This window comes from Burkholderia plantarii (assembly GCF_001411805.1).
GTDB lineage: Bacteria > Pseudomonadota > Gammaproteobacteria > Burkholderiales > Burkholderiaceae > Burkholderia > Burkholderia plantarii.
This window is the reverse complement of sequence record NZ_CP007213.1, coordinates 1,383,979-1,402,825: the sequence shown is the minus strand read 5'-3', so window position 1 is coordinate 1,402,825 and position 18,847 is coordinate 1,383,979. Positions and strand designations below refer to the sequence as shown.

The window sequence follows — 18,847 nt, the reverse complement described above, 5'->3', positions numbered from 1 at the left end:
GCAGGGTTAACCGCGATTCGGCACCGAATAAAAATGGAATAACGTTCCGAAAACTTGTCAGACGTGCGATGAACGACCGCTCGCGCACCCACGCCCGAAACCTCAATCACCCCAGGAGACGATCCATGCTGTTTCAGAAACGCGGAAGTTTCGCGCTGCGCGCCGCGCTTGGCGCCACGCTGGCCTCGGTCAGCCTCGCCGTCAGCCTTGCCGCCGCCGCGGCCACGCCGTCGGGCGCCGACGCGGCCGTCGCGAAGGCGGTCGAACAGCTGCGCGTGGCGATGGTGGCCGGCGACGAGGCCACGCTGAAGAAGCTGACCGAGCCGCAGCTCAGCTACGGCCATTCGTCGGCCCATATCGAGGATCGCGCGGAATTCCTGAAGGATCTGGTCGGCACGCACGCGTTCAAGTCGGTCACGCAGTCCGACCAGACGATCCGCGTGGTCGGCGACAACGCGATCGTGCGCCACACGTTCGACTCGGAGAACAACCAGCCGGACGGCAAGGTCACGACCTCGCACATCGGCGTGTTGCAGGTCTGGAAGCATCACGCCGACGGCTGGCGCCTGCTCGCGCGGCAGGCCGTGCCGCTGCCGAAACCGTAAGCGGCGCGCCCGGACCGGAAAACCGCGGGCCAGGCCACGCCGCGTATTCGATCTCGTTCCTCGCCCGACCAGGACACCGGCACGAAAGCGCCCAGGCCGCGCTGCATCAACGGCGAGGACCGGCCCTCCCGATGCGTGGCCGGCCCGCCGCCTTCAGCGGCTGCCGTCAGCCGCGCCCGCCCATCGCGCGCGCGATCTTCTGGTCGGTCTTGTACTGGCTCAGCGCGTAGACGGACCAGATCGCGGCCGGAATCCAGCCGATCAGCGTGATCTGCAGCAGCAGGCAGATGATGCCCGCGAACGGGCGGCCGATCGTGAAGAACTGGAGCCACGGCAGGATGATGGCAAGAATGAGACGCATGGTCGGAGCCTCGCGGGTGGTGATGTCGTGGTATGGATCGCGCCGGGCAGGGAACAGGCCGGCGCGCCAGATTGTAGTGCAGTGCGATGACACCGGAAGCGGACGGCGGCAGGCGCGGCAGCGGGAGCGCCCGCCACCGCGCCCGATCCCGGCGGCGGCGTCAGGCCGCCACCGCGCCGTGCTGCTTGCGCGCCGCCGTGCCCGGCACCGGCACGGCCCTGCCCGGCACGCTCTCGAGCGCCGGCACCGACGCGAACAGCTCGGCCACCCAGTCCGCGAACACGCGCACCGTCATCGACAGATGGCGGTTGTGCGGATAGACGATCGAGATCGGCTTCGGCTTCGGATACACGCCCGGCAGCACCTCGACGAGCGAGCCGTCGAGCAGGTGCGGTATCACTGAAAACAGCGTCGGCTGGATCAGCCCGAAACCTTCCAGCGCGCAGGTCACGTAGGCATCCGAATCGTTGACGGTCACCACCGAGTTCATCCGCACCTCGTGCAGCTTGCCGTCGATCAGGAAGGTCCACGGCATCGGCCGGCCGCCGCTCGCATAGGCGAAATTCACGGCGCGGTGCTGCTCCAGCGCCTCGATCGTTTCGGGCTGGCCAAAGCGTGCCAGGTAGTCGGGCGAGGCGCAGCTGATGCGGTTCATCACGCCCACGCGCCGCGCCACCATCGACGAATCCTCGAGCGGCCCGACCCGGATCTCGCAGTCGAAGCCGTCGCGCACCAGGTCGACGGGCCGGTCCGAAAGCCCGAAATGCAGCTCGATGTCCGGATAGCGCTGATGGAACAGCGTCAATGCCGGCAGCACCACGCGCCGCCCGAGCAGCGACGGCATGTGGACGCGCAGCGTGCCGTGCGGCTTGCGGTTGCCGACCTGAAAGCTCGCGTCGGCCTCCGAGATCTCGGACATGATCCGGATGCAATGCTCGTAATACCCCGCGCCCTCGGGCGTCAGCGACAGCCGGCGCGTGGTGCGGTGCAGCAGCCGCACGCCGAGCAAGGCCTCGAGGTTCTGGATGATGGTCGTGACCGACGCGCGCGGCATCGACAGTGTCTCCGCGGCCCGCGTGAAGCTGTTGGCATCGACCACGCGCGTAAAAACCTGCATCGCCTGTAAACGGTCCATGACTTCCCCCTATTTCTGCTTTCGAACGACCAACGGAGCAGGATAGAGCCGCACGCCGTCGCGATTCAAGGCCAGCCGCGATTATTCGCGCGGCGCGATCAATCACGGCGCGGCGTCGGTGATCCGTTTGCTCGACGTTTGGTAACCGTATGGCATCCGTCGAGCGCTCCGTTGGACGCTCCGTTGGGTGGCCCGGTCTCGCGCGTTTTGGCGATCCCTTGCCTGGGCGACGGCACTCGGTGTTTTCACCGAGCCGCGCCCGGCGCCCCCTCCCTTTGCCGTGTCAGCCTCGACTGACGGGCGTTTGCGCCCGACGGCACGCATCCGCGCAGGCGTCCGGACCGGTTAGAGGCGATCGTCTATCCGGTTGCGATTTCCCCCGCCACCGACTATCGTTACATCACTCAATGTCACATTTAAAAATGAACCGGAACGGAGACATCGCATGACTGCTCGCCCCCTGCCCGCTTCCGACGGGCAACCCGAAGCCGTCGACGTCGCGATCATCGGCACCGGCTTCGCCGGCCTCGGCATGGCGATCCGGCTGCAACAGACCGGCCGCGAGAATTTCGCCGTGTTCGAGAAGGCCGCCACGGTGGGCGGCACCTGGCGCGACAACCACTATCCCGGCTGCGCCTGCGACGTGCAATCCCACGTCTATTCATTCTCGTTCGCGCCGAACCCGCGCTGGACGCGCATGTTCGCACCACAGCCGGAAATCCGCGCCTATCTGGAACACTGCGTCGAGCGCTTCGGCATCGCCCGCTACCTGCGCTTCGGTCACGAACTCGCCAGCGCCGAATACGACGAATCCGCCCACCGCTGGCAGCTGCGCTTCGCCAACGGCCGGCGCGTCTCGGCGCGCGTGCTGGTGTCGGGCATGGGCGGGCTGTCGCGGGCCGCGCTGCCGCGAATCGACGGCATCGAGTCGTTCGCGGGCCACGCGTTCCACTCGCAGCACTGGGACCACGCCTACGATCTGGCCGGCAAGCGCGTGGCCGTGATCGGCACCGGCGCGAGCGCGATCCAGTTCGTGCCGCAGATCGCGCCGCGCGTCGCGCAGCTGGCGCTGTTCCAGCGCACGCCGCCGTGGATCATGCCGAAGCCCGACCGCCAGCTGAGCCGCTTCGAGCAGTGGTTGTTCCGCGCGCTGCCATTCACGCAGAAGCTCGCGCGCACCAGCCGCTACTGGATGCTCGAATCGCGCGTGCTCGGCTTCGCGATCCATCCGGCGCTGATGAAGAACGTGCAGAAGCTCGCCGAGCGCCACATCCGCAAGCAGATCGCCGATCCGGCGCTGCGCGCGGCGGTCACGCCGAACTACACGCTCGGCTGCAAGCGCGTGCTGATCTCGAACGACTATTACCCGGCGCTCACGCGCGCGAACGTCGAGGTGGTGACCGACGCCATCGCGCGCATCGAGCCCGACGCCGTGGTCACCGCCGACGGCCGCCGCCACGCCGTGGACTGCCTGATTTACGGCACCGGCTTCCAGGTGGCCGACCCGTTCCCGCGCGGCGTGATCCGCGGGCGCGGCGGCGTCGACATCGTCGATACGTGGCGCGACGGCGCGCACGCCTATCTTGGCACCACGCTGCCCGGCTACCCGAACTTCTTCATGATCGTCGGCCCGAACACGGGGCTCGGCCACAACTCGATGGTGTTCATGATCGAGTCGCAGATCGAATACATCCTCGGCGCGCTCGATGCGATGGCGCGCGAGCGCGCCGAGGCGCTCGAGGTGCGCCCGCTGGTCGAGGCCGACTACAACCGGCGGCTGCAGCAGCGGCTCGGGCGCGCGATCTGGTCCACCGGCGGCTGCAAGAGCTGGTATCTCGACCCGCGCACCGGCAGGAACACCACGCTGTGGCCCGGCTTCACCTGGCGCTTCCGGCAGGCCACCGCGCACTTCTCGATCGCCGACTACCAGGCCTACGCGGCCGCGCGCCACGACGCGCAGCCGGTCGCCGGCATCGCCACCGGGCAGGCGGCCACGCCGGCCGCCGCCGACGACGCATCGGGCCAGCGCGCGCCGGCCGTCTGACAAGGAGAATGCCTCATGAAATCATTCCACGACAAGGTGGCAGCCATTACCGGCGCCGGTTCCGGCATGGGCCGCTCGCTGGCGCTGCAGCTCGCGCAGGCGGGCTGCCACGTCGCGCTCGCGGACCGCAACGGCGTGGGCCTCGCCGAGACCGAGCGGATCGTGCGTGCGCTCGCGCCAGCGGTGCGCGTGAGCACCTGCGTGCTCGACGTGGGCGACCGGGCGGCCATGCATCGCTGGGCCGACGACACCGCGCGCGAGTTCGGTCGCGTGAACCTGGTGTTCAACAACGCCGGCGTCGCGCTGTCGAGCACCATCGAGGGCATGGAGTACGCCGACCTCGAATGGATCATGAACATCAACTTCTGGGGCGTGGTCCACGGCACCAAGGCGTTCCTGCCGCATCTGAAGGCGTCCGGCGACGGCCACGTGATCAACACCTCGAGCATCTTCGGCATCTTCGCGCAGCCGGGCATGAGCGCCTACAACGCGACCAAGTACGCGGTGCGCGGCTTCACCGAATCGCTGCGCCAGGAACTCGACATGATGAAGTGCGGGGTGTCGGCCACCTGCGTCCACCCGGGCGGCATCAAGACCAACATCGCGCAGTCGAGCCGCATCTCGCAGAGCATGCTTGGCTTCATGGTGGACAGCGAGCAGCAGGGCAAGGACGACTTCGAGAAGTTCTTCATCACCACCGCCGACGAAGCCGCGCGCGTGATCCTGCACGGCGTGCGCAAGAACCGGCGCCGCGTGCTGATCGGGCGCGACGCGCGCGGGGCCGACTGGCTCGCGCGCACGCTGCCGGCCGCCTACCAGGCGCTGGTGGTGCTCGCCACCAAACGGGAACGGGCCAGGGCACGCCGCCGCGCCGCGCGCGGCGAACTCGCGCCCGCCTCGTCGACGTACCACAACGCAGGCAATCAGGGAGAACCGTCATGATGCCCGTCCGCCGTGACATCCGTTTCGCCATGCCCCCCGACCGCGCGTGCGACTGGCACGTGAAGGGGGTGCCGGTCACCCACTTCATGAACGCGCTGTCGCTGCTGTTCCCGGCCGGCGAGCGCTTCTTCATGGATTCGGTGCGCCACTACCGCGACCAGATCCACGATCCCGAACTGAAGAAGCAGGTGGCCGGCTTCATCGGCCAGGAGGCGATGCACACGCGCGAGCACATCGAGTACAACGACCTGCTGCAGGCCGCCGGCCTGCCCGCGCACAAGCTCGACAAGCGGCTGTGGATGATCCTCGGGCTGTTTCGCAAGACGCTGCCGCCCGCGATGCAGCTCGCCATCACGATCGCGCTCGAACACTACACGGCGATGCTCGCGAACCTGCTGCTCGAAGGGCACGAGACGCGCATCGACGGCTCGGTGGACGGCTACACGCAGATGTGGATGTGGCACGCGATGGAGGAGACCGAGCACAAGTCGGTGTCCTACGACGTGTGGCTGCGCGTGACGCGGCCCGGCCTCGGCCGCTACCTGCTGCGCACCGGCACGATGCTGCTGACCACCGCGATCTTCTGGACCATCGTGTTCGACTACCACGTGCGTCTGATGCTCGCGCACCGGCGCCGCCACGGCCGCTTCTCGGGCATGTGGGCGCTCGTCAAGTACCTGTACTCGCCGCGCGGCGGCGTATTCCCCGGCATCGCGCGCGAATGGTTCGGCTTCTTCCGCCCGGGCTTCCATCCGTGGGACTACGACAACCGCCGCTACCTCGGCGAACTCGACAGCCTGCTGGCCCGGATCGACGAGACCAACGCGCGCTACGCGGCCGAGGCCGCGCCGCGGCGCGTGCCGCTGCACGCGGCCCACGTCGCGCATCCGTGATGGATGCCGCGCTGGAGATCGCGACAGCGGCCGGCCGCGAGACGCTCACGGTGGACTCGGACGGCGTGCGGCTGGCCGTACACGTGAGCGGGCCGCGCGACGCGCCGCCCGTGATCCTCGTGCATGGCTACCCCGACTCCGCGCGCGTCTGGGACCGCATGCGCGAGACGCTCGAGAAACGCTACCGCGTGATCGCCTACGACGTGCGCGGCGCCGGCGGGTCGGACGCGCCGAAGCCGGTTTCGGCCTATCGCCTCGCGCAGCTCGAACGCGACCTCGGCGCCGTGGCGAGCGCGACCTGCGGGCGGCGGCCGTTCCATCTGGTCGGCCACGACTGGGGCTCGATCCAGAGCTGGGAGGCCGTGACCGATCCGGCGATGCGCGGGCGCATCCTGTCGTACACGTCGATCTCGGGGCCGTGCCTCGACCACGTGTTCCGCGCGCCGTTCAGCCTGGGGCAGTCGCTGAAGTCGTGGTACATCGCGTTCTTTCATCTGCCGCTGCTGCCGGCGCTGTTCTGGCGGCTCGGCGGCGCCGCGCTGTGGCCATGGTGGCTGCGCCGCACCGAGCGGATTCGCGTCGAACCGGATCCGCTGCAGCTGCGCAACGGCGTCAACGGCATCCGGCTCTACCGCGCCAATTTCATCGCCCGCGCGCGGCAGCCGCGCGAACGCTACGCGCAGGCGCCGGTGCAAATCCTGGTGCCGCTGCGCGACCGCTACGTCACGCCCGTGCTGACCGAGAACCTCGAACGCTGGCTCGGCGCGCATGAACGCGAGCTGATCGACGCGTCGCACTGGACCGTGCTGCGCGAGGCGGCGCTGATCGCGGAGCGCATCGACCGCTTCGCCTCGCGGTATGAGCCGTCGTTCGCGAGCCGGTCGACGGCCGCGAACGATCCGGGCGGCCCGCCGCTTTCGCCACGCGCCAGCGCTTGAGCGCGCGGCGCCCGCGCCTGGATGCGCGCGTGGCGGGGCTGTCGGTTTTGCCGTGTTCGATGGTGCCGTTTCCTGCCACGTCGTTCCGTTCGTTCCGTTATGAACGCGACGGCCACCACATGCCTTCCCTGCTCCGTGAATCGAGACCGGCGCGTGACGGCGAGCCCCAACGCCGCCGATTGACGGTATGCTCCGCGTGTCCGTTTCGTCACCGAATGCACAACCGCGATCGGTCGCCGTCAGCCCCTCGATGAGCCGCCCCGCATTCGCGATCCGGACCGCCACGAACCCACACCCTGCGCGGAGAGAGCAGACATGTCAGTGGAAAGTCCGATCGACTCGTTCACCTATCCCCTCGTGAGCGAGATCTTCGGCGAGGCGATCCGTACCGCGGAAACGCTTTCGCTGCCCGGCGAACTGGTGGCGCATTGCTGCCGCGATCCCGGCGAGCACTTTTCCGAAGCCACCCGCGACGCGATCTACGGCGCGCTGGTGCCCGTGACCACGCGCGCCTTCGGCGCGGACATGACGCCCTACTGGCGCTTCCGCAAGGACCAGGGCTATTTCGCCCGGCTGCGGGAGTTCACCGTCATCGAGGATGCGCGCGGGCAGATGGTGGGATGGACCGGCCACTCGGTGATTCGCGCCGACGCGTTCGTCACGCTCTACATCGATTCGACCGGCATGGTGCCGTCGCGCCAATCGGGCGGCGTGATGCGCCAGCTGCTGCGCACGCGGCTGCGTCTCGCCCGCGCCGGGTTGAAGGCGACCACGCCGCAGCTGTTCGCCACCGCGCGCAGCGAGAGCCCGATCTTCTACAAGCTGCTGAGGAAGGTGCTGGGCGGCGACCAGCTGTATCCGCAGGTCGGCGCGAGCGTGCCGGCCGGGATCCTCGAGTGCGGCCGGCAGCTGGCGGCCTGGCTCGGACAGGCGGAACTGCTCGAACCGGGCAGCCTGGTCCTGCGCAATGCCTATACGATGGTCGACGAGCTTTACGATGCACTGCCGTCCACCGGCGACGCCGATCTCGACCGCCTGTTCCGCGACAAGCTCGGGCCGCTCGATGCGTATCTGCTGGTCGGGCTGGTGTCGGATGCCATCGAGCGGGATTGATGCTTGGCGGGCCGGCGGTACCTTCCCGAGATGCCGTGAAGGCGTTCATGGCCCGTACCGCTGTCCCGCCGAGCGGATGCGTGGAGCGAGCACGCGAGCCATCGTGATCATTGACCGGCCGCGCGCACGATGCCTGTCTGCGGGTCGGGCCGATGTCGGACGCCATCGATCGGATTGACCCGTAGCGGCCGGCGATGCGTTCCTCAGATCCCGCGAAAGCGCGCATCGTGGCCGACACCCGAACTCCGGCCGAACGGATGCGCGTAGCAGGCGTGCGAGCCATCGAGGTCATTCGCGTGCGGCCGCGCACTCCCGACGCCGGCCGCCTGATCCGGCCGTGCCGCGAGCGCGACCCGTCCGCGTCTCGCCCCAGCGCCCCGCCATGATCCGCTCGCGCTCCGCAATGCATTCGCCTCGCCCCACGCGGCCCATGCCACGCGCACGCGCGTCGAACCGCAAATAACCGGTATCCGGCGCCGCTCATCCCGGCATGCCGGGCGATCCCTTATGCTCGCGGCACCTTTCCCTGCTCATGCCTGCCCGCGCCGACGATGCTCGCCCGCCGCCGTCTCCCCCCGTTCGCGCTGCCGCCCGAACTGCTCACGCTGCTGCGCGGCGTCGGGCAAGTCGTCCTGCAGGCGCACGCGGGTACGGGCGCCTGCGTGGTCGCCGCGCTGGCACTCGCGGACCCGGCACTTGCCTGTGCCGCGCTGGCCGGCACGGCGGCGGCCACGCTCGCCGCGCTGCTGACGAGCGCGCCGCGCGGGCAAGGCGCCGCCCCTTCAGCGCCCGCTCCGCGCGAAGCCATGCCCGATGCAGGCACCCATGCCACCGTACACGCCGGCCCCCGCTCCCCGACGCACGCGCGAATCGCCGTCGCAGGCACGGCCGCTCCCGCCACCGCCCAAGCCGGCCTGCAACGCGGCCTGCACGGCTACAGCGGCACGCTGGCCGCGCTCGCGGCCGTCGCGCTGATTCCCGACCGCTCGACCGCCTTCGCGATCGCGCTGATCGCGGCGAGCGTGGCCGGCGTGCTCTATCGCCCCGTTTCGCGCGCGCTCGCCCGCGTCGGCGGTGCCGCCTATTCGCTGCCGGCCGTGCTCGCCACGCTGCTCTGGCTGCCGCTCGTCGTGCCGGGCACGGCAAGCCTCGCCGCCGCGCCGTCGGACGCCCCCGCCACTCTCGCCGGTGCCGCGCTGGCCTCGTTCGCGCAGGCGGTGTTCGCCTCGGGCCGGCTGCCGGGCGCGGTGCTGCTGGCCGGGCTCGCGCTGGCCTCGCCGCGCGCGGCCGGCCTCGCCGTGGCCGGCGCGCTGCTCGCCTCGGTGCTGTTGATGGCGGGCGGCGCCCACGCCGGCGCCGCCGCCGGCGCCGCCGCCTGCGCGGCCGGCCTGCTCGGCTACAACGGCGCGCTGGCGGCCATCGCGCTCGCGCCAGCCGGCGCGCGTGCCGCGCTCGGGGCCGCCGCGCTCGCGGCAGCGCTGCATCTGCTCGCGCTGCATGCCGGCCTGCCGCCGCTCAGCGCTCCGTTCGCGCTCGCCGCCTGCCTCGTCTCAGCCGTGCGCCGCTCGCGCGCCCCGTCGCATGACGAGGGCGTTAACGGCAATGCCGATGACGCGGCCGGCGCGCGTCTCCCCGCTGCAAACGGAGCCACCCATGTCGTTCGTCCACCGCGCTGACCCACGCGCCGCCGCGCACCCGCCCTCGCCCGCCGAACAGCGCGCGCGCATCGATCTCGCGGCCGCCTATCGGCTGGTCGCGCTCGACGGCCTGGACGACCTGATCTACACGCATCTGTCCGTGGCCGTGCCCGGCGAACCGGGCCACTTCCTGATCAATCCGTTCGGACTCGCGTTCGAGGAAGTGTGCGCGTCGAATCTCGTCAAGATCGATCTGGCCGGCAACCGGATCGGCAGCGGCCCGCACGACGTCAACGCAACCGGCTTCGCGCTGCATGCGGCCGTCCACGCCGCGCGCGCCGACGCCGCCTGCGTGATCCACCTGCATGCAACGGCCGCCATCGCCGTCTCGATCCAGCCGGCCGGACTGCTGCCCGCCTCGCAACACGCGCTGCGCTTTCACGGCGACCTCGCCTGCCACGACTACGAGGCGCTCGCGTTCACGCCGGCCGAGGGCACGCGGCTGGTCGAACGGCTTGCCGGCAAGTCGGCCATGCTGCTGCGCAATCACGGCCTGCTGACGGTGGGCCGCACGGTCGCCGAAGCCTATGTGCGAATGGTCACGCTCGTGAAGGCCTGCGAGATCCAGCTGGCCGCGCTGGCGGGCGGCATCCAGCCGGTGCTGCCCGCCCCGGCCACCGCCGCGCGCGCGGCCGGGCAGCTGCGCGACGGCGGCGCGCTGGAAGGCGAACTCGAATGGCCCGCCCTGCTGCGCCGGCTCGATCGCCATGCGCGCGCCGGCGGGCCGTCGTATGCTGATTGACCGATTGGCCGATTGACCAGCTCGCGGTTGCGGTTGCGGTGACTGTGCTGGCTGTTGCTGTTGTCGTTTTGTCGTTTCCGATTTCGTTCAACCCGGGAGAACCGAGATGCCCACTTTTCACATCGACCTGTTCGAAGGCCGCACGCTCGAACAGAAACGCCGCTTCGTGGAGGCGATCACGCGCGTGACCTGCGAGACGCTCGACTGCCCGCCGTCGTCCGTCGACATCATCCTGCACGACGTGAAGCGCGAGAACTGGGCGACGGCCGGCAAGCTGTGGTCGGATCAGGACGCCGGCTGAGGCAGGCCGCGCGGCGCTCGGGCAAAGCCCACCCACCCTCGTTGCGCCGCCCCGATGAAAAACGCGCCGCGAATTCGCGGCGCGTTTCTTCCATGAGTACCCGGCCGGCGGTGCTCAACCCCAGCCGGCCATCATCGCGCCCATGCCGGCGAGCAGGCCGCCCATCAGCCGGTTCAGCGCGCGCACGCGCGTCGGCCGCCGCAACAGCCGGCTCAGCCGCTGCGAGAACAGCGCCATCGACGCAACCCCGCCCGCGAACAGCAGCGCGAACGTCACGGCCAGCAGCAGGTATTGCTGATTGACGCTCCAGTGCGCGTCGCTGCCGATGAACTGCGGGAAGAACGACGGGAAGAACAGCAGCGTCTTCGGGTTGAAGCCCGAAGTGGCGACGCCGCGCCAGAACAGGCCGCGCTGCGCAGCGCGCTCGTCGCGCAGGGACGGGAGCGCGGCGGCCTCGGCCGAGGCGTTCGGAGCGTTGGGTTGATTGGGTTCGTTCGCCTGCTCCGGCCCGACCAGCGCGCCGCCGCGCCACTGCCGATAGCCGAGCCAGACCAGATAGGCGGCGCCGACCCAGCGCAGCACGCCGAGCGCGCGCGCATCGACGTGCAGCAGCGAATTGAGGCACAGCGCCGTGAACACCAGCTGCAGCAGCACGGCCAGCGTGCCGCCCCACACGCAAGGCAGCGCGCGGCGCCAGCCGGCGCGCAGCGCATGGCTCATCGCGAGCAGGTTGACGGGACCGGGCGCATAGACGAGCACGAGCGCGGCGGCGACGAACGACAGATAGAGCTGGAACGACATGACGGGGCAGGACGGACGGGAAAAAAACGACGGCCGGCGCGGTGGCGCCGGCTTTTCGTGCGGACGGGGGCGGGTGGCCGGGATGCCCGTCTCGCCCGGCGCCGCGACTCGTGATCGCGGTGACGACGCGATGCGAATGGTTGCTCGCATCGTTCGTGCCGGGCTTCAAGGCATGGAGAAAATATACCTGCCGCGAGTCGGAAAAGGCTTTCTATTCTCCAGCCAATCTCATCAAGAACCAGAAGCTTCTTCAGATAAAATCACCATTTCCCGAACAAAATTCCGACCATCATGGTTAGCCGCGAACGCCCTCCCCGCCCACTCGACAATCAGGACCGCAAGATCCTGCGCGCGCTGCAGACCAACGCACGCCTGTCGAACGCCGAACTGGCCGAACAGGTCGGCATGTCGGCCACCGCCTGCTGGAACCGCACGCGCCAGCTCGAAACCGACGGCTACATCGACGGCTACGTCGCGCTCGTCAACCAGCGCATGCTCGGTTTCGCCGACATCGTGATCCTCGAGGTCACGCTCGACCGCCACGAGGACGACGCGCTCGCGCGCTTCGGCGCCGAACTGGCCGCGCTGCCCGAGGTGCTCGAGGCCTACCTCGTGTCGGGCGAATACGACTACTGGATCAAGGTGGCCGTCGACGGCACCGCCGGTTACGAACGCTTCCTGCGCGAGAAGCTCTACCGGATTTCGAGCATTCGCCACAGCCGGTCGATGTTCGCGCTGCGCTGCATGAAGGACGTGTCGTCGATGCAGGTGTAAGGGCCGGCGCGGCTGGCAGGCCTGCTCCTGGCGGTTACCGCTGCCGCTCGATCGCGGCCAGCGCGGCCACGCCAGGGCAGGCCGCCTCGACCGCGCCGGCGACGTAGCCGGGAAAGCTCGCCGACCATTCGCTCGCGATCCCCACCAGCCGGTCGCGCCACGGGCCGCGGTGCCGGGGCGGTCGGCCGCCGACGCCGTGGTCGGCACGCGCGCCCGGTCGCGAACGAACGAGACGCTCGGGGCCGCCACAAGTGGGCCGGACAGGCGCGTGAGCTGCTCGCGGCAGTGGTGGCGCCGCGTCCGCCGCCTCCGCCGCGTTGCGGGCTTGCGGCTTGCGGCTTGCGGCTTGCGGCTTGCGACTTGCGACTTGCGACTTGCGGCTTGCGGCTTGCGGCTTGCATTGCGGTTTGCGTTGCAAGTTGCGTCACGGTTCGCGCCGGGACCGGCTCAAGCCTGGCGGCCGGCCATCACGCCGCCGTCCACCGGCAGCACGGTGCCGGTGATCCACGACGCGTTCGGCGAGGCGAGGAACAGGATCGCCTCGGCGACGTCGGCCGGCTGGCCGTTGCGGCCGAGCGGATGGAACGCGTTGAAGCCGGGCAGCGTCGCCTTCACCTGCTCGTCCGACATGAACGTGTGGTAGACGGGCGTCTCGACCACGGCCGGCGCCACGGTGTTGATGCGGATGTTCGAGGCGGCCAGCTCGATCGCGAGGTTGCGCGTCAGCGCGTGGACGCCCGCATTGGCCGCCGAGTACGCGGCCGACGGCGTCGCGCCGATCGCCTGCAATGCCCACAGCGAGCCGGTCTGCACGATCGCGCCGCCGCCGCGCAGGCGCATCGCCCGGGCCGCCGCCTGCGCCATGAAGAACTTGCCCTTCAGGATCGTGTCGAGGAACCCGTCGTATTCGGCCTCGTCCACGTCGACGAACGGCTTCGGACGAAACACGCCGGCGTTGTTGACGAGGATGTCGACGCCGCCGAACGCCTGCGTGGCCAGCTCCACCAGCGCGGCACCCGTGGCCGGCTTCGCGATGTCGGCGGCGAGATGGCGCACGCGCTCGCCCGTCGCGTCGATCGCGGCCGCCGCCTGCTTCAGCTTGGCCTCGTCGCGCCCGCCGATCACGACGCTCGCCCCCGCCTGCACGAGCCGCGCCGCGACCTCACGGCCGATCCCCGAACCACCGCCGGTGACGATCGCCACCCTGGAAGAAAAACCATGCATGATTACTCCCGTCTGCTACGTTGGATGTCCCGCCCGCCGCGTGTTTCCTCGCGATTGGTTGGGTCGATGCAGCCATTGTTGGCCGCACGCCGCCGGCCCGCAAACGAGATAATGTGTGCCGCATTAAAACAAAAACTTTATCGATAGCGACCCGGCCGCCGTGGCCGGACCGCGCCGGAGCTGGCCGTGAAAACTCCCGTGTTCCTCAACGCGCTGCGCGCCCTCGAAGCGAGCGCGCGCCATCAGAGCTTCTCGGCCGCCGCGGCCGAACTGAACGTGACGCCGGCCGCGGTCGGCCAGCTGGTCCGATCGCTCGAGGACTGGCTAGGCGCGCCGCTGTTCCACCGCGGCACCAGCGGGCGCGCGCGGCTGGTGCCGACCGACACCGCCGAACGCGCGCTGCCCGACCTGCGCGCCGGCTTCGAGCGGCTGTCGCTGGGCCTGGGCCGGCTGCGAGAGGGCACCATCGCCGGCGCGCTGACCGTCGCCGTCAGCCCCGCGTTCGCCGCCAAGTGGCTGTTGCCGCGCATCGAGCGCTTCCACGCGCAGTGCCCCGAGACCGACGTGCGGCTCGACACCAACCTGAAACCGGTCGATTTCGTCATGCACGGCATCGACGTCGGCGTGCGCTACGGGCGCGGCAGCTGGGCCGGGCTCGTCGCCGAGAAGCTGATGGACGAATGGGTGTTCCCGGTCGCCTCGCCGGGCTGGCTCGCGAAGCACGGCGCGCTGGCATCGCCGCGCGAGCTGGCCGGCAAGCCGCTGATCCATGACCTGTCGATGGACACGCATGCCGGCTTCACGTCCTGGCAGGCATGGCTGGAGCAGGCCGGCGCCAGCGAGGTGGAAGCGCGGCGCGGGATGCAGGTGAACAACTCGGCGGCCGTGCTGCAGGCCGCGATCGACGGCCACGGCATCGCGCTCGCGCGCAGCGTGATGGCCGCCGACGACGTCGCCGCGGGCCGGCTCACGCCGCTGTTTCCAGCGATCCGCCATGCGTCGGCGCTCGCTTACTACGTGGTGTATCGCGCCGATCGCGCGACGCTGCCGAAACTCGTCACGTTCCGCGAATGGCTGATGCGGGAGGCGGCGCAGGGGGAATGAGGAAGTGGCGCCGCCGCGCTGGCGGGTGCCGCGGGGGATTTGGCCCGGGCTTGGCGCGGGACGGAAGACCGCGAATGCGGAAACGGCGCCGTGGCATGCGACGCCTCCGGATCAGGTCGATATGAGCGGAACGCGCCCGAAAGCGCCCGAAAGCACCATCAGCGCGGCGATTGCGCCTGCGCCAGCGCGTCGAGCGCCGCGTTGCGCGCCTGCACGCGCGCGAACAGGCCGCCGACCTCGAAGCCGTCGAGGTCGAGATCGAAGCGCTCGGTCAGGCAGGTGACCCACGCGGACGCGTCGGCGAGCCGTTCGGTGTGGGTGGCGACGCCGTCGGCGTCGCGCAGCGTCAGCTCGTCGTTGAGCAGCGTGGCGCGGCCGTCCGGCAGCACGCGGCTCACGATCAGGTCGTTGACGAACTTCGAATCGGGATGCGTGGAGGTGTACCAGTTGGCCACCTCGCAATCGACGCGCTCGGCGCGCTTCGTGCCGAACCGGTAGACGGTCTGCCAGCCTTTCGCCGTCCGGCATTCGAGGTCGAATTCCTCGGCCACCGGCGCCGGCGCGACGACGATCCGGTACTCGCCGTGCGGCGTGCGCTGCGCGAGGCCCGGGATGGCCGCGAGCGGCGCCGTCTGCGTGACCGTGCCGAACCCGACGTCCACGTACCAGACCTCGTCGTCGATCTCGACGCACAACAGCTTGTGCGTCTGCGGCGTGACGGTGTCGTGCGCCTGCTGCCAGCGCACGCGCGCGAGCAGCGGCGTGACGCGGAAGCCGATCTGCGCGAGCGCGGCACGGAACAGCCGGTTGTGCTCGAAGCAGTAGCCGCCGCGCCGCCGCGCGACCATCTTGGCGGCGATCGGCAGCAGATCGAGCTTCACCGGCGAGCCCGTCAGTGAATCGAGATTCTCGAACGCGATCGCCTGCGGATGCAGACGATGCAGTTGCCGCAGCACGTCGAGCGTCGGCTCGGGGGTGCCGCGATAGCCGATACGTTCGAGGTAGTGCGGAAGATCCAGATCGTCGTACATGCGGTGCGTGCCCGTGGAAGAGGAAGCCGGTTCGGCGGCTGGCGTTACCTTAGCATCACGCGGCGATCGGCGCAGGAATCCGACGGCGGCATCGGGGGCGGCGCGCGGTGGCATTTTTTCGCAAACGCGGCATGTAAATGTCATCGTTTCGCGTCGCGAGAACCGGCCCCGCGAACGCCGGACGGATCCCTCGCCGGCCCGTTCAGCGCGTGACGCGACGCAGCGCGGAAGTCGCCACGGGCGGCACGTCGATCCCATGCAGCGACGCATAGCGCACCGCGTCGCTGAGCGTCGAGGCGGCGGCGTCGATCTGGTCCGGCGCATGCCCGGCGATGCTCGACGAGGCGGCGTCGAGCGAAGCGGGAGCCGGCCCGCCCTGCCGCAGGCCCTCGAAACGCTGAAGGCCCTCGCCGAGCGAGGTCAGGCCGGTGCGGAACGCCTCGCGATCGAGCGGCGCGCCCGGGGTGGACGCGAATGCCTGCGATAGCGCGAGCGCGATCGACTGCTGCGCGCCGCCGATCCGCGAAAGCAGGGTGTTCGAGACACGCAAGGCGGCCGCGTCGTCGTCGCCGAGCGTGCCGGCCGCGTTGGCGGCCTGACCGGCCGCGCCCGTCAGGCCCATCGCGGCGGCCAGATCGGCCTGCCCCGCCAGCACGCGGCGATTCGCGTCGAGATAGGCGTGCCAGGCCGGCGAGGCGGCGGGTGCCGGTGACGAGGAAACCCGCGCGCCGGACAGCGTGCCGGCCACCGGAGCGGCGACCAACGCACCGGTCGCACCGCCGGACGTACCAGGCGGCGACAGCCGCACGGGCGCGACGGGCGCGACGGGCACGTATTGCGAAGCCTGCGACGGCGGCGCCTGCCGCGCCGACGCGTGCTGGGCGTGCGCGGCCGCGCTCGCGACGAGCCCGGCCGCAGCCATGAAGGCGGCACGGGCGTGGGCCTTCGCGGCCCGCGCGATCTTGTGGCGTTTCGTCTGCGTACTCATGGTCGGAAATTTTCCGCGCCGACGCGCGCCGGAAGCAACTGCCGATACATCTCGAAACGTATCGGCTGCCGGGCCGCGAGGCGTATCGCGCGAAACGGGCTCGCGCCGGCATCGCCCGTCATGCGGCACTCGGGCGGCGGGCGAGGCTCCCGGGTCGCCCGCCTATCGCCTCACCTTCGACCGCGGTACGCCGACAGGCATGCCGACGCCTGCCGTTGCTCTCCTTCGCTCACCGCAGCGCCCCGCCGCATCGCGACGGCGCCGCGACTGCACGTGCCGTGCCGGCTCAACCCGCGATCACGGGCGCCCGCTCGGCCACCCAGTCGCGCGCCTGCTGATACGCATGCGCGAGCTGCAGCACGCCGAAATCGTCGCGCGGCCGGCCGATCAGCTGGATGCCGGTCGGCAGCCCCGCCTCGTTGAAGCCGGCCGGCACGTTGATCACCGGGCAGCCGGCCAGCGTCCACGGCGTGACCGTCTCCATCCAGCGGTGGTAGGTGTCCATCTCGCGCCCCGCGATCGAGGCCGGCCAGCGCGCCTCGACGTCGAACGGGAACACCTGCGCCGTGGGCGCGGCAAGGAAATCGCAGCGCTCGAACATCGCCAGCACGGCCTGATACCACGCGGTACGCGCGACGCTTGCTTCGTACACCTGATCGGCCGTCATCGCCAGCAGCCCTTCCACCTCGAACACGGCCTCGGGCTTGAGCAGCGCGCGCCGGGCCGGGTCGCGATAGTGCGCGAGCAGGCTGCCGCCCGACATCAGGTGGCGATGCGCGAGCCAGATGCGCCAGATCCGCGCCGGGTCGAAGTCGGGCAAGGCCGCGTCGACGTCGCAGCCGAGCGCGCGCAGCGTGTCGAGCGCCCGCTCGCCGAGCGCGAGCACGCCGGGCTCGATGGCGAGATGGCCGCGCCAGTCGCCGACCCACGCGATGCGCTTGCCGCGCGGGTCCGCGTCGAGCGACTGCGTGAAACGGGCCGGATCGTCGGCGAACGAGAGCGGATCGCGTGGATCGTAGCCGGCCTGGATCGCGAGCAGCTGCGCGACGTCGACGACCGTGCGCCCCATCGGCCCTTCCACGCCGAACTGCTGGTAGAACACGTCCGGTGACGGCCAGCGCGGTACGCGCCCGGCCGACGGCCGGAAGCCGAACACGTTGCAGAACGCGGCCGGATTGCGCAGCGAGCCGCCGAAGTCGCTGCCGTCGGCCACCGGCAGCATGCGCGCGGCCAGCGCCGCGGCCGCGCCGCCGCTGCTGCCGCCGGCGCTCTTCGCCAGGTCGTAGGGGTTGCGCGTCGCGCCGTACACCTCGTTGAACGTATGCGAGCCGAGCCCGAACTCGGGCGTGTTGGTCTTGCCCACGAAGATCGCGCCGGCCGCGCGCATCCGCGCGACGCTGAGCGTGTCCTCGGCGGGATGGAAATCGCGGAAGATCGGCGAGCCCATGGTGGTGACGATGTCCTTCGTCATCGCGAGATCCTTGGGCGCCTGCGGGATGCCGTGCAGCCAGCCCTGCCATTCGCCGCGCGCGAGCGCCGCGTCCTTTTGCGCGGCCTCGTCGAGCAGCACGGCGCGCTCGCGCAGCGCAACGATCGCATTGACGCGGCCGTTCACCTGCTCGATCCGGTCGAGATAGGCGCGCATCGTCTCGACGCACGACACGGCCTTGCCGCGAATCGCGGCCGACAGCGCGTGGGCGGGCATCGCGACGATCGGATCGAGGCGCGCGGCAGTCCGGGAAGGAGACGAAGACGAGGAATCGTTGACGCTCATGCGGAACTCCAGGAACGAATGGGGCGGGCACCCGCGCCGAACGGCGTGGGTAACGCAGGTGGGCGCCAACGGCGCGGGCGCCGCTGGCGCGAAAGCGTGCCGCCCCCGGGGCGGGCGCCGGCCGGGGAGTCGGGCCGAAGCCGGCCGCGACGGCGCATGGCCATTATAGAAACGGGGCTTGTGCAAAGAATGCGCTGAATTGCCGTCATTTCATGAATTATTTTGCGCGATTCATTGCGATTCGCGCTGAATCATACGATGCGTGCGACATGAGCCAGCCCGCCGCCACGCGGCGGCTCGCCGCCGGATCGCACCGTTTATGCGCATAAACTTATATTTTTTTGATTTCTTTTACACGTTATGCAGGATGCACCGGCGGC

The 18,847-nt window shown here is 70.2% G+C and carries 17 protein-coding genes and 1 pseudogene; 11 read left to right on the top strand and 7 right to left on the bottom strand.

Annotated elements, in window-relative coordinates; genetic code table 11:
* Positions 1-125 precede the first annotated feature (125 nt).
* Positions 126-605 (top strand): nuclear transport factor 2 family protein, encoded by a 480-nt coding sequence (locus bpln_RS23295; RefSeq protein ID WP_042627620.1) that lies wholly within the window; start codon positions 126-128, stop codon positions 603-605.
* Between the two features lie 166 nt (positions 606-771).
* On the opposite strand, the gene bpln_RS23290 is transcribed toward bpln_RS23295, so the two are convergent.
* Positions 772-966 carry a YqaE/Pmp3 family membrane protein gene (locus tag bpln_RS23290; protein WP_042627619.1) on the bottom strand — a complete coding sequence of 65 codons (195 nt, stop codon included), beginning with the start codon at positions 964-966 and terminating at the stop codon, positions 772-774.
* Between the two features lie 160 nt (positions 967-1,126).
* A complete protein-coding gene (locus bpln_RS23285) occupies positions 1,127-2,101 on the bottom strand; it encodes a LysR family transcriptional regulator (RefSeq protein ID WP_055140135.1) in 975 nt (324 codons plus the stop codon).
* A 445-nt stretch (positions 2,102-2,546) separates the two neighbouring features.
* Between bpln_RS23285 and bpln_RS23280 the strand changes: the two genes are divergently transcribed.
* The 8 genes and pseudogenes from bpln_RS23280 to bpln_RS23245 all read left to right on the top strand — a co-directional run.
* Positions 2,547-4,145 (top strand): flavin-containing monooxygenase, encoded by a 1,599-nt coding sequence (locus bpln_RS23280; RefSeq protein WP_055140134.1) that lies wholly within the window; start codon positions 2,547-2,549, stop codon positions 4,143-4,145.
* A gap of 15 nt (positions 4,146-4,160) precedes the next feature.
* On the top strand, positions 4,161-5,087 hold the full coding sequence (locus bpln_RS23275; protein WP_055140133.1) for an SDR family NAD(P)-dependent oxidoreductase: 927 nt from the start codon (positions 4,161-4,163) through the stop codon (positions 5,085-5,087).
* A complete protein-coding gene (locus tag bpln_RS23270; protein WP_042627615.1) occupies positions 5,084-5,980 on the top strand; it encodes a metal-dependent hydrolase in 897 nt (298 codons plus the stop codon). The genes bpln_RS23275 and bpln_RS23270 overlap by 4 nt, the downstream gene beginning before the upstream one ends.
* Positions 5,980-6,918 carry an alpha/beta fold hydrolase gene (locus tag bpln_RS23265; protein WP_055140132.1) on the top strand — a complete coding sequence of 313 codons (939 nt, stop codon included), beginning with the start codon at positions 5,980-5,982 and terminating at the stop codon, positions 6,916-6,918. Before bpln_RS23270 ends, bpln_RS23265 begins: the two co-directional genes overlap by 1 nt.
* 315 nt (positions 6,919-7,233) lie before the next feature.
* Positions 7,234-8,031 carry a hypothetical protein gene (locus tag bpln_RS23260; protein WP_055140131.1) on the top strand — a complete coding sequence of 266 codons (798 nt, stop codon included), beginning with the start codon at positions 7,234-7,236 and terminating at the stop codon, positions 8,029-8,031.
* 551 nt (positions 8,032-8,582) lie between these two features.
* Positions 8,583-9,707, top strand: coding sequence for an urea transporter (locus bpln_RS23255; RefSeq protein ID WP_055140130.1), 1,125 nt, complete (start codon positions 8,583-8,585; stop codon positions 9,705-9,707).
* Complete coding sequence (locus tag bpln_RS23250) at positions 9,685-10,470, top strand: class II aldolase/adducin family protein (RefSeq protein ID WP_055140129.1); 786 nt, start codon at positions 9,685-9,687, stop codon at positions 10,468-10,470. Before bpln_RS23255 ends, bpln_RS23250 begins: the two co-directional genes overlap by 23 nt.
* A 94-nt stretch (positions 10,471-10,564) precedes the next feature.
* Positions 10,565-10,771 (top strand): annotated as a pseudogene (locus bpln_RS23245) (4-oxalocrotonate tautomerase); the annotation flags it as partial.
* A 114-nt stretch (positions 10,772-10,885) separates the two neighbouring features.
* Here the strand turns inward: bpln_RS23245 and bpln_RS23240 are convergent.
* Positions 10,886-11,572, bottom strand: coding sequence for a LysE family translocator (locus bpln_RS23240; protein WP_055140128.1), 687 nt, complete (start codon positions 11,570-11,572; stop codon positions 10,886-10,888).
* A 291-nt stretch (positions 11,573-11,863) separates the two neighbouring features.
* On the opposite strand from bpln_RS23240, the gene bpln_RS23235 reads away from it, so the two are divergent.
* The gene (locus bpln_RS23235; RefSeq protein WP_042627609.1) at positions 11,864-12,346 is read left to right on the top strand and encodes an Lrp/AsnC family transcriptional regulator; all 483 of its coding nucleotides are present in this window, start codon (positions 11,864-11,866) and stop codon (positions 12,344-12,346) included.
* Between the two features lie 447 nt (positions 12,347-12,793).
* On the opposite strand, the gene bpln_RS23230 is transcribed toward bpln_RS23235, so the two are convergent.
* The gene (locus bpln_RS23230) at positions 12,794-13,570 is read right to left on the bottom strand and encodes an SDR family NAD(P)-dependent oxidoreductase (protein ID WP_042629349.1); all 777 of its coding nucleotides are present in this window, start codon (positions 13,568-13,570) and stop codon (positions 12,794-12,796) included.
* Between the two features lie 186 nt (positions 13,571-13,756).
* Here bpln_RS23230 and gcvA point away from each other — a divergent pair, with 186 nt between their 5' ends.
* On the top strand, positions 13,757-14,674 hold the full coding sequence (gcvA, locus tag bpln_RS23225) for a transcriptional regulator GcvA (protein WP_055140127.1): 918 nt from the start codon (positions 13,757-13,759) through the stop codon (positions 14,672-14,674).
* 158 nt (positions 14,675-14,832) lie between these two features.
* Here the strand turns inward: gcvA and bpln_RS23220 are convergent, their stop codons facing one another.
* The 3 genes from bpln_RS23220 to bpln_RS23210 form a co-directional block, all read right to left on the bottom strand.
* Positions 14,833-15,705: an arylamine N-acetyltransferase family protein gene (locus bpln_RS23220; RefSeq protein WP_042627607.1), complete on the bottom strand. Its 873-nt coding sequence runs from the start codon at positions 15,703-15,705 to the stop codon at positions 14,833-14,835.
* A 202-nt stretch (positions 15,706-15,907) separates the two neighbouring features.
* Positions 15,908-16,693: a hypothetical protein gene (locus tag bpln_RS23215; RefSeq protein WP_055140126.1), complete on the bottom strand. Its 786-nt coding sequence runs from the start codon at positions 16,691-16,693 to the stop codon at positions 15,908-15,910.
* A 286-nt stretch (positions 16,694-16,979) separates the two neighbouring features.
* The gene (locus tag bpln_RS23210; protein ID WP_042627605.1) at positions 16,980-18,467 is read right to left on the bottom strand and encodes an amidase; all 1,488 of its coding nucleotides are present in this window, start codon (positions 18,465-18,467) and stop codon (positions 16,980-16,982) included.
* Positions 18,468-18,847 lie beyond the last annotated feature (380 nt).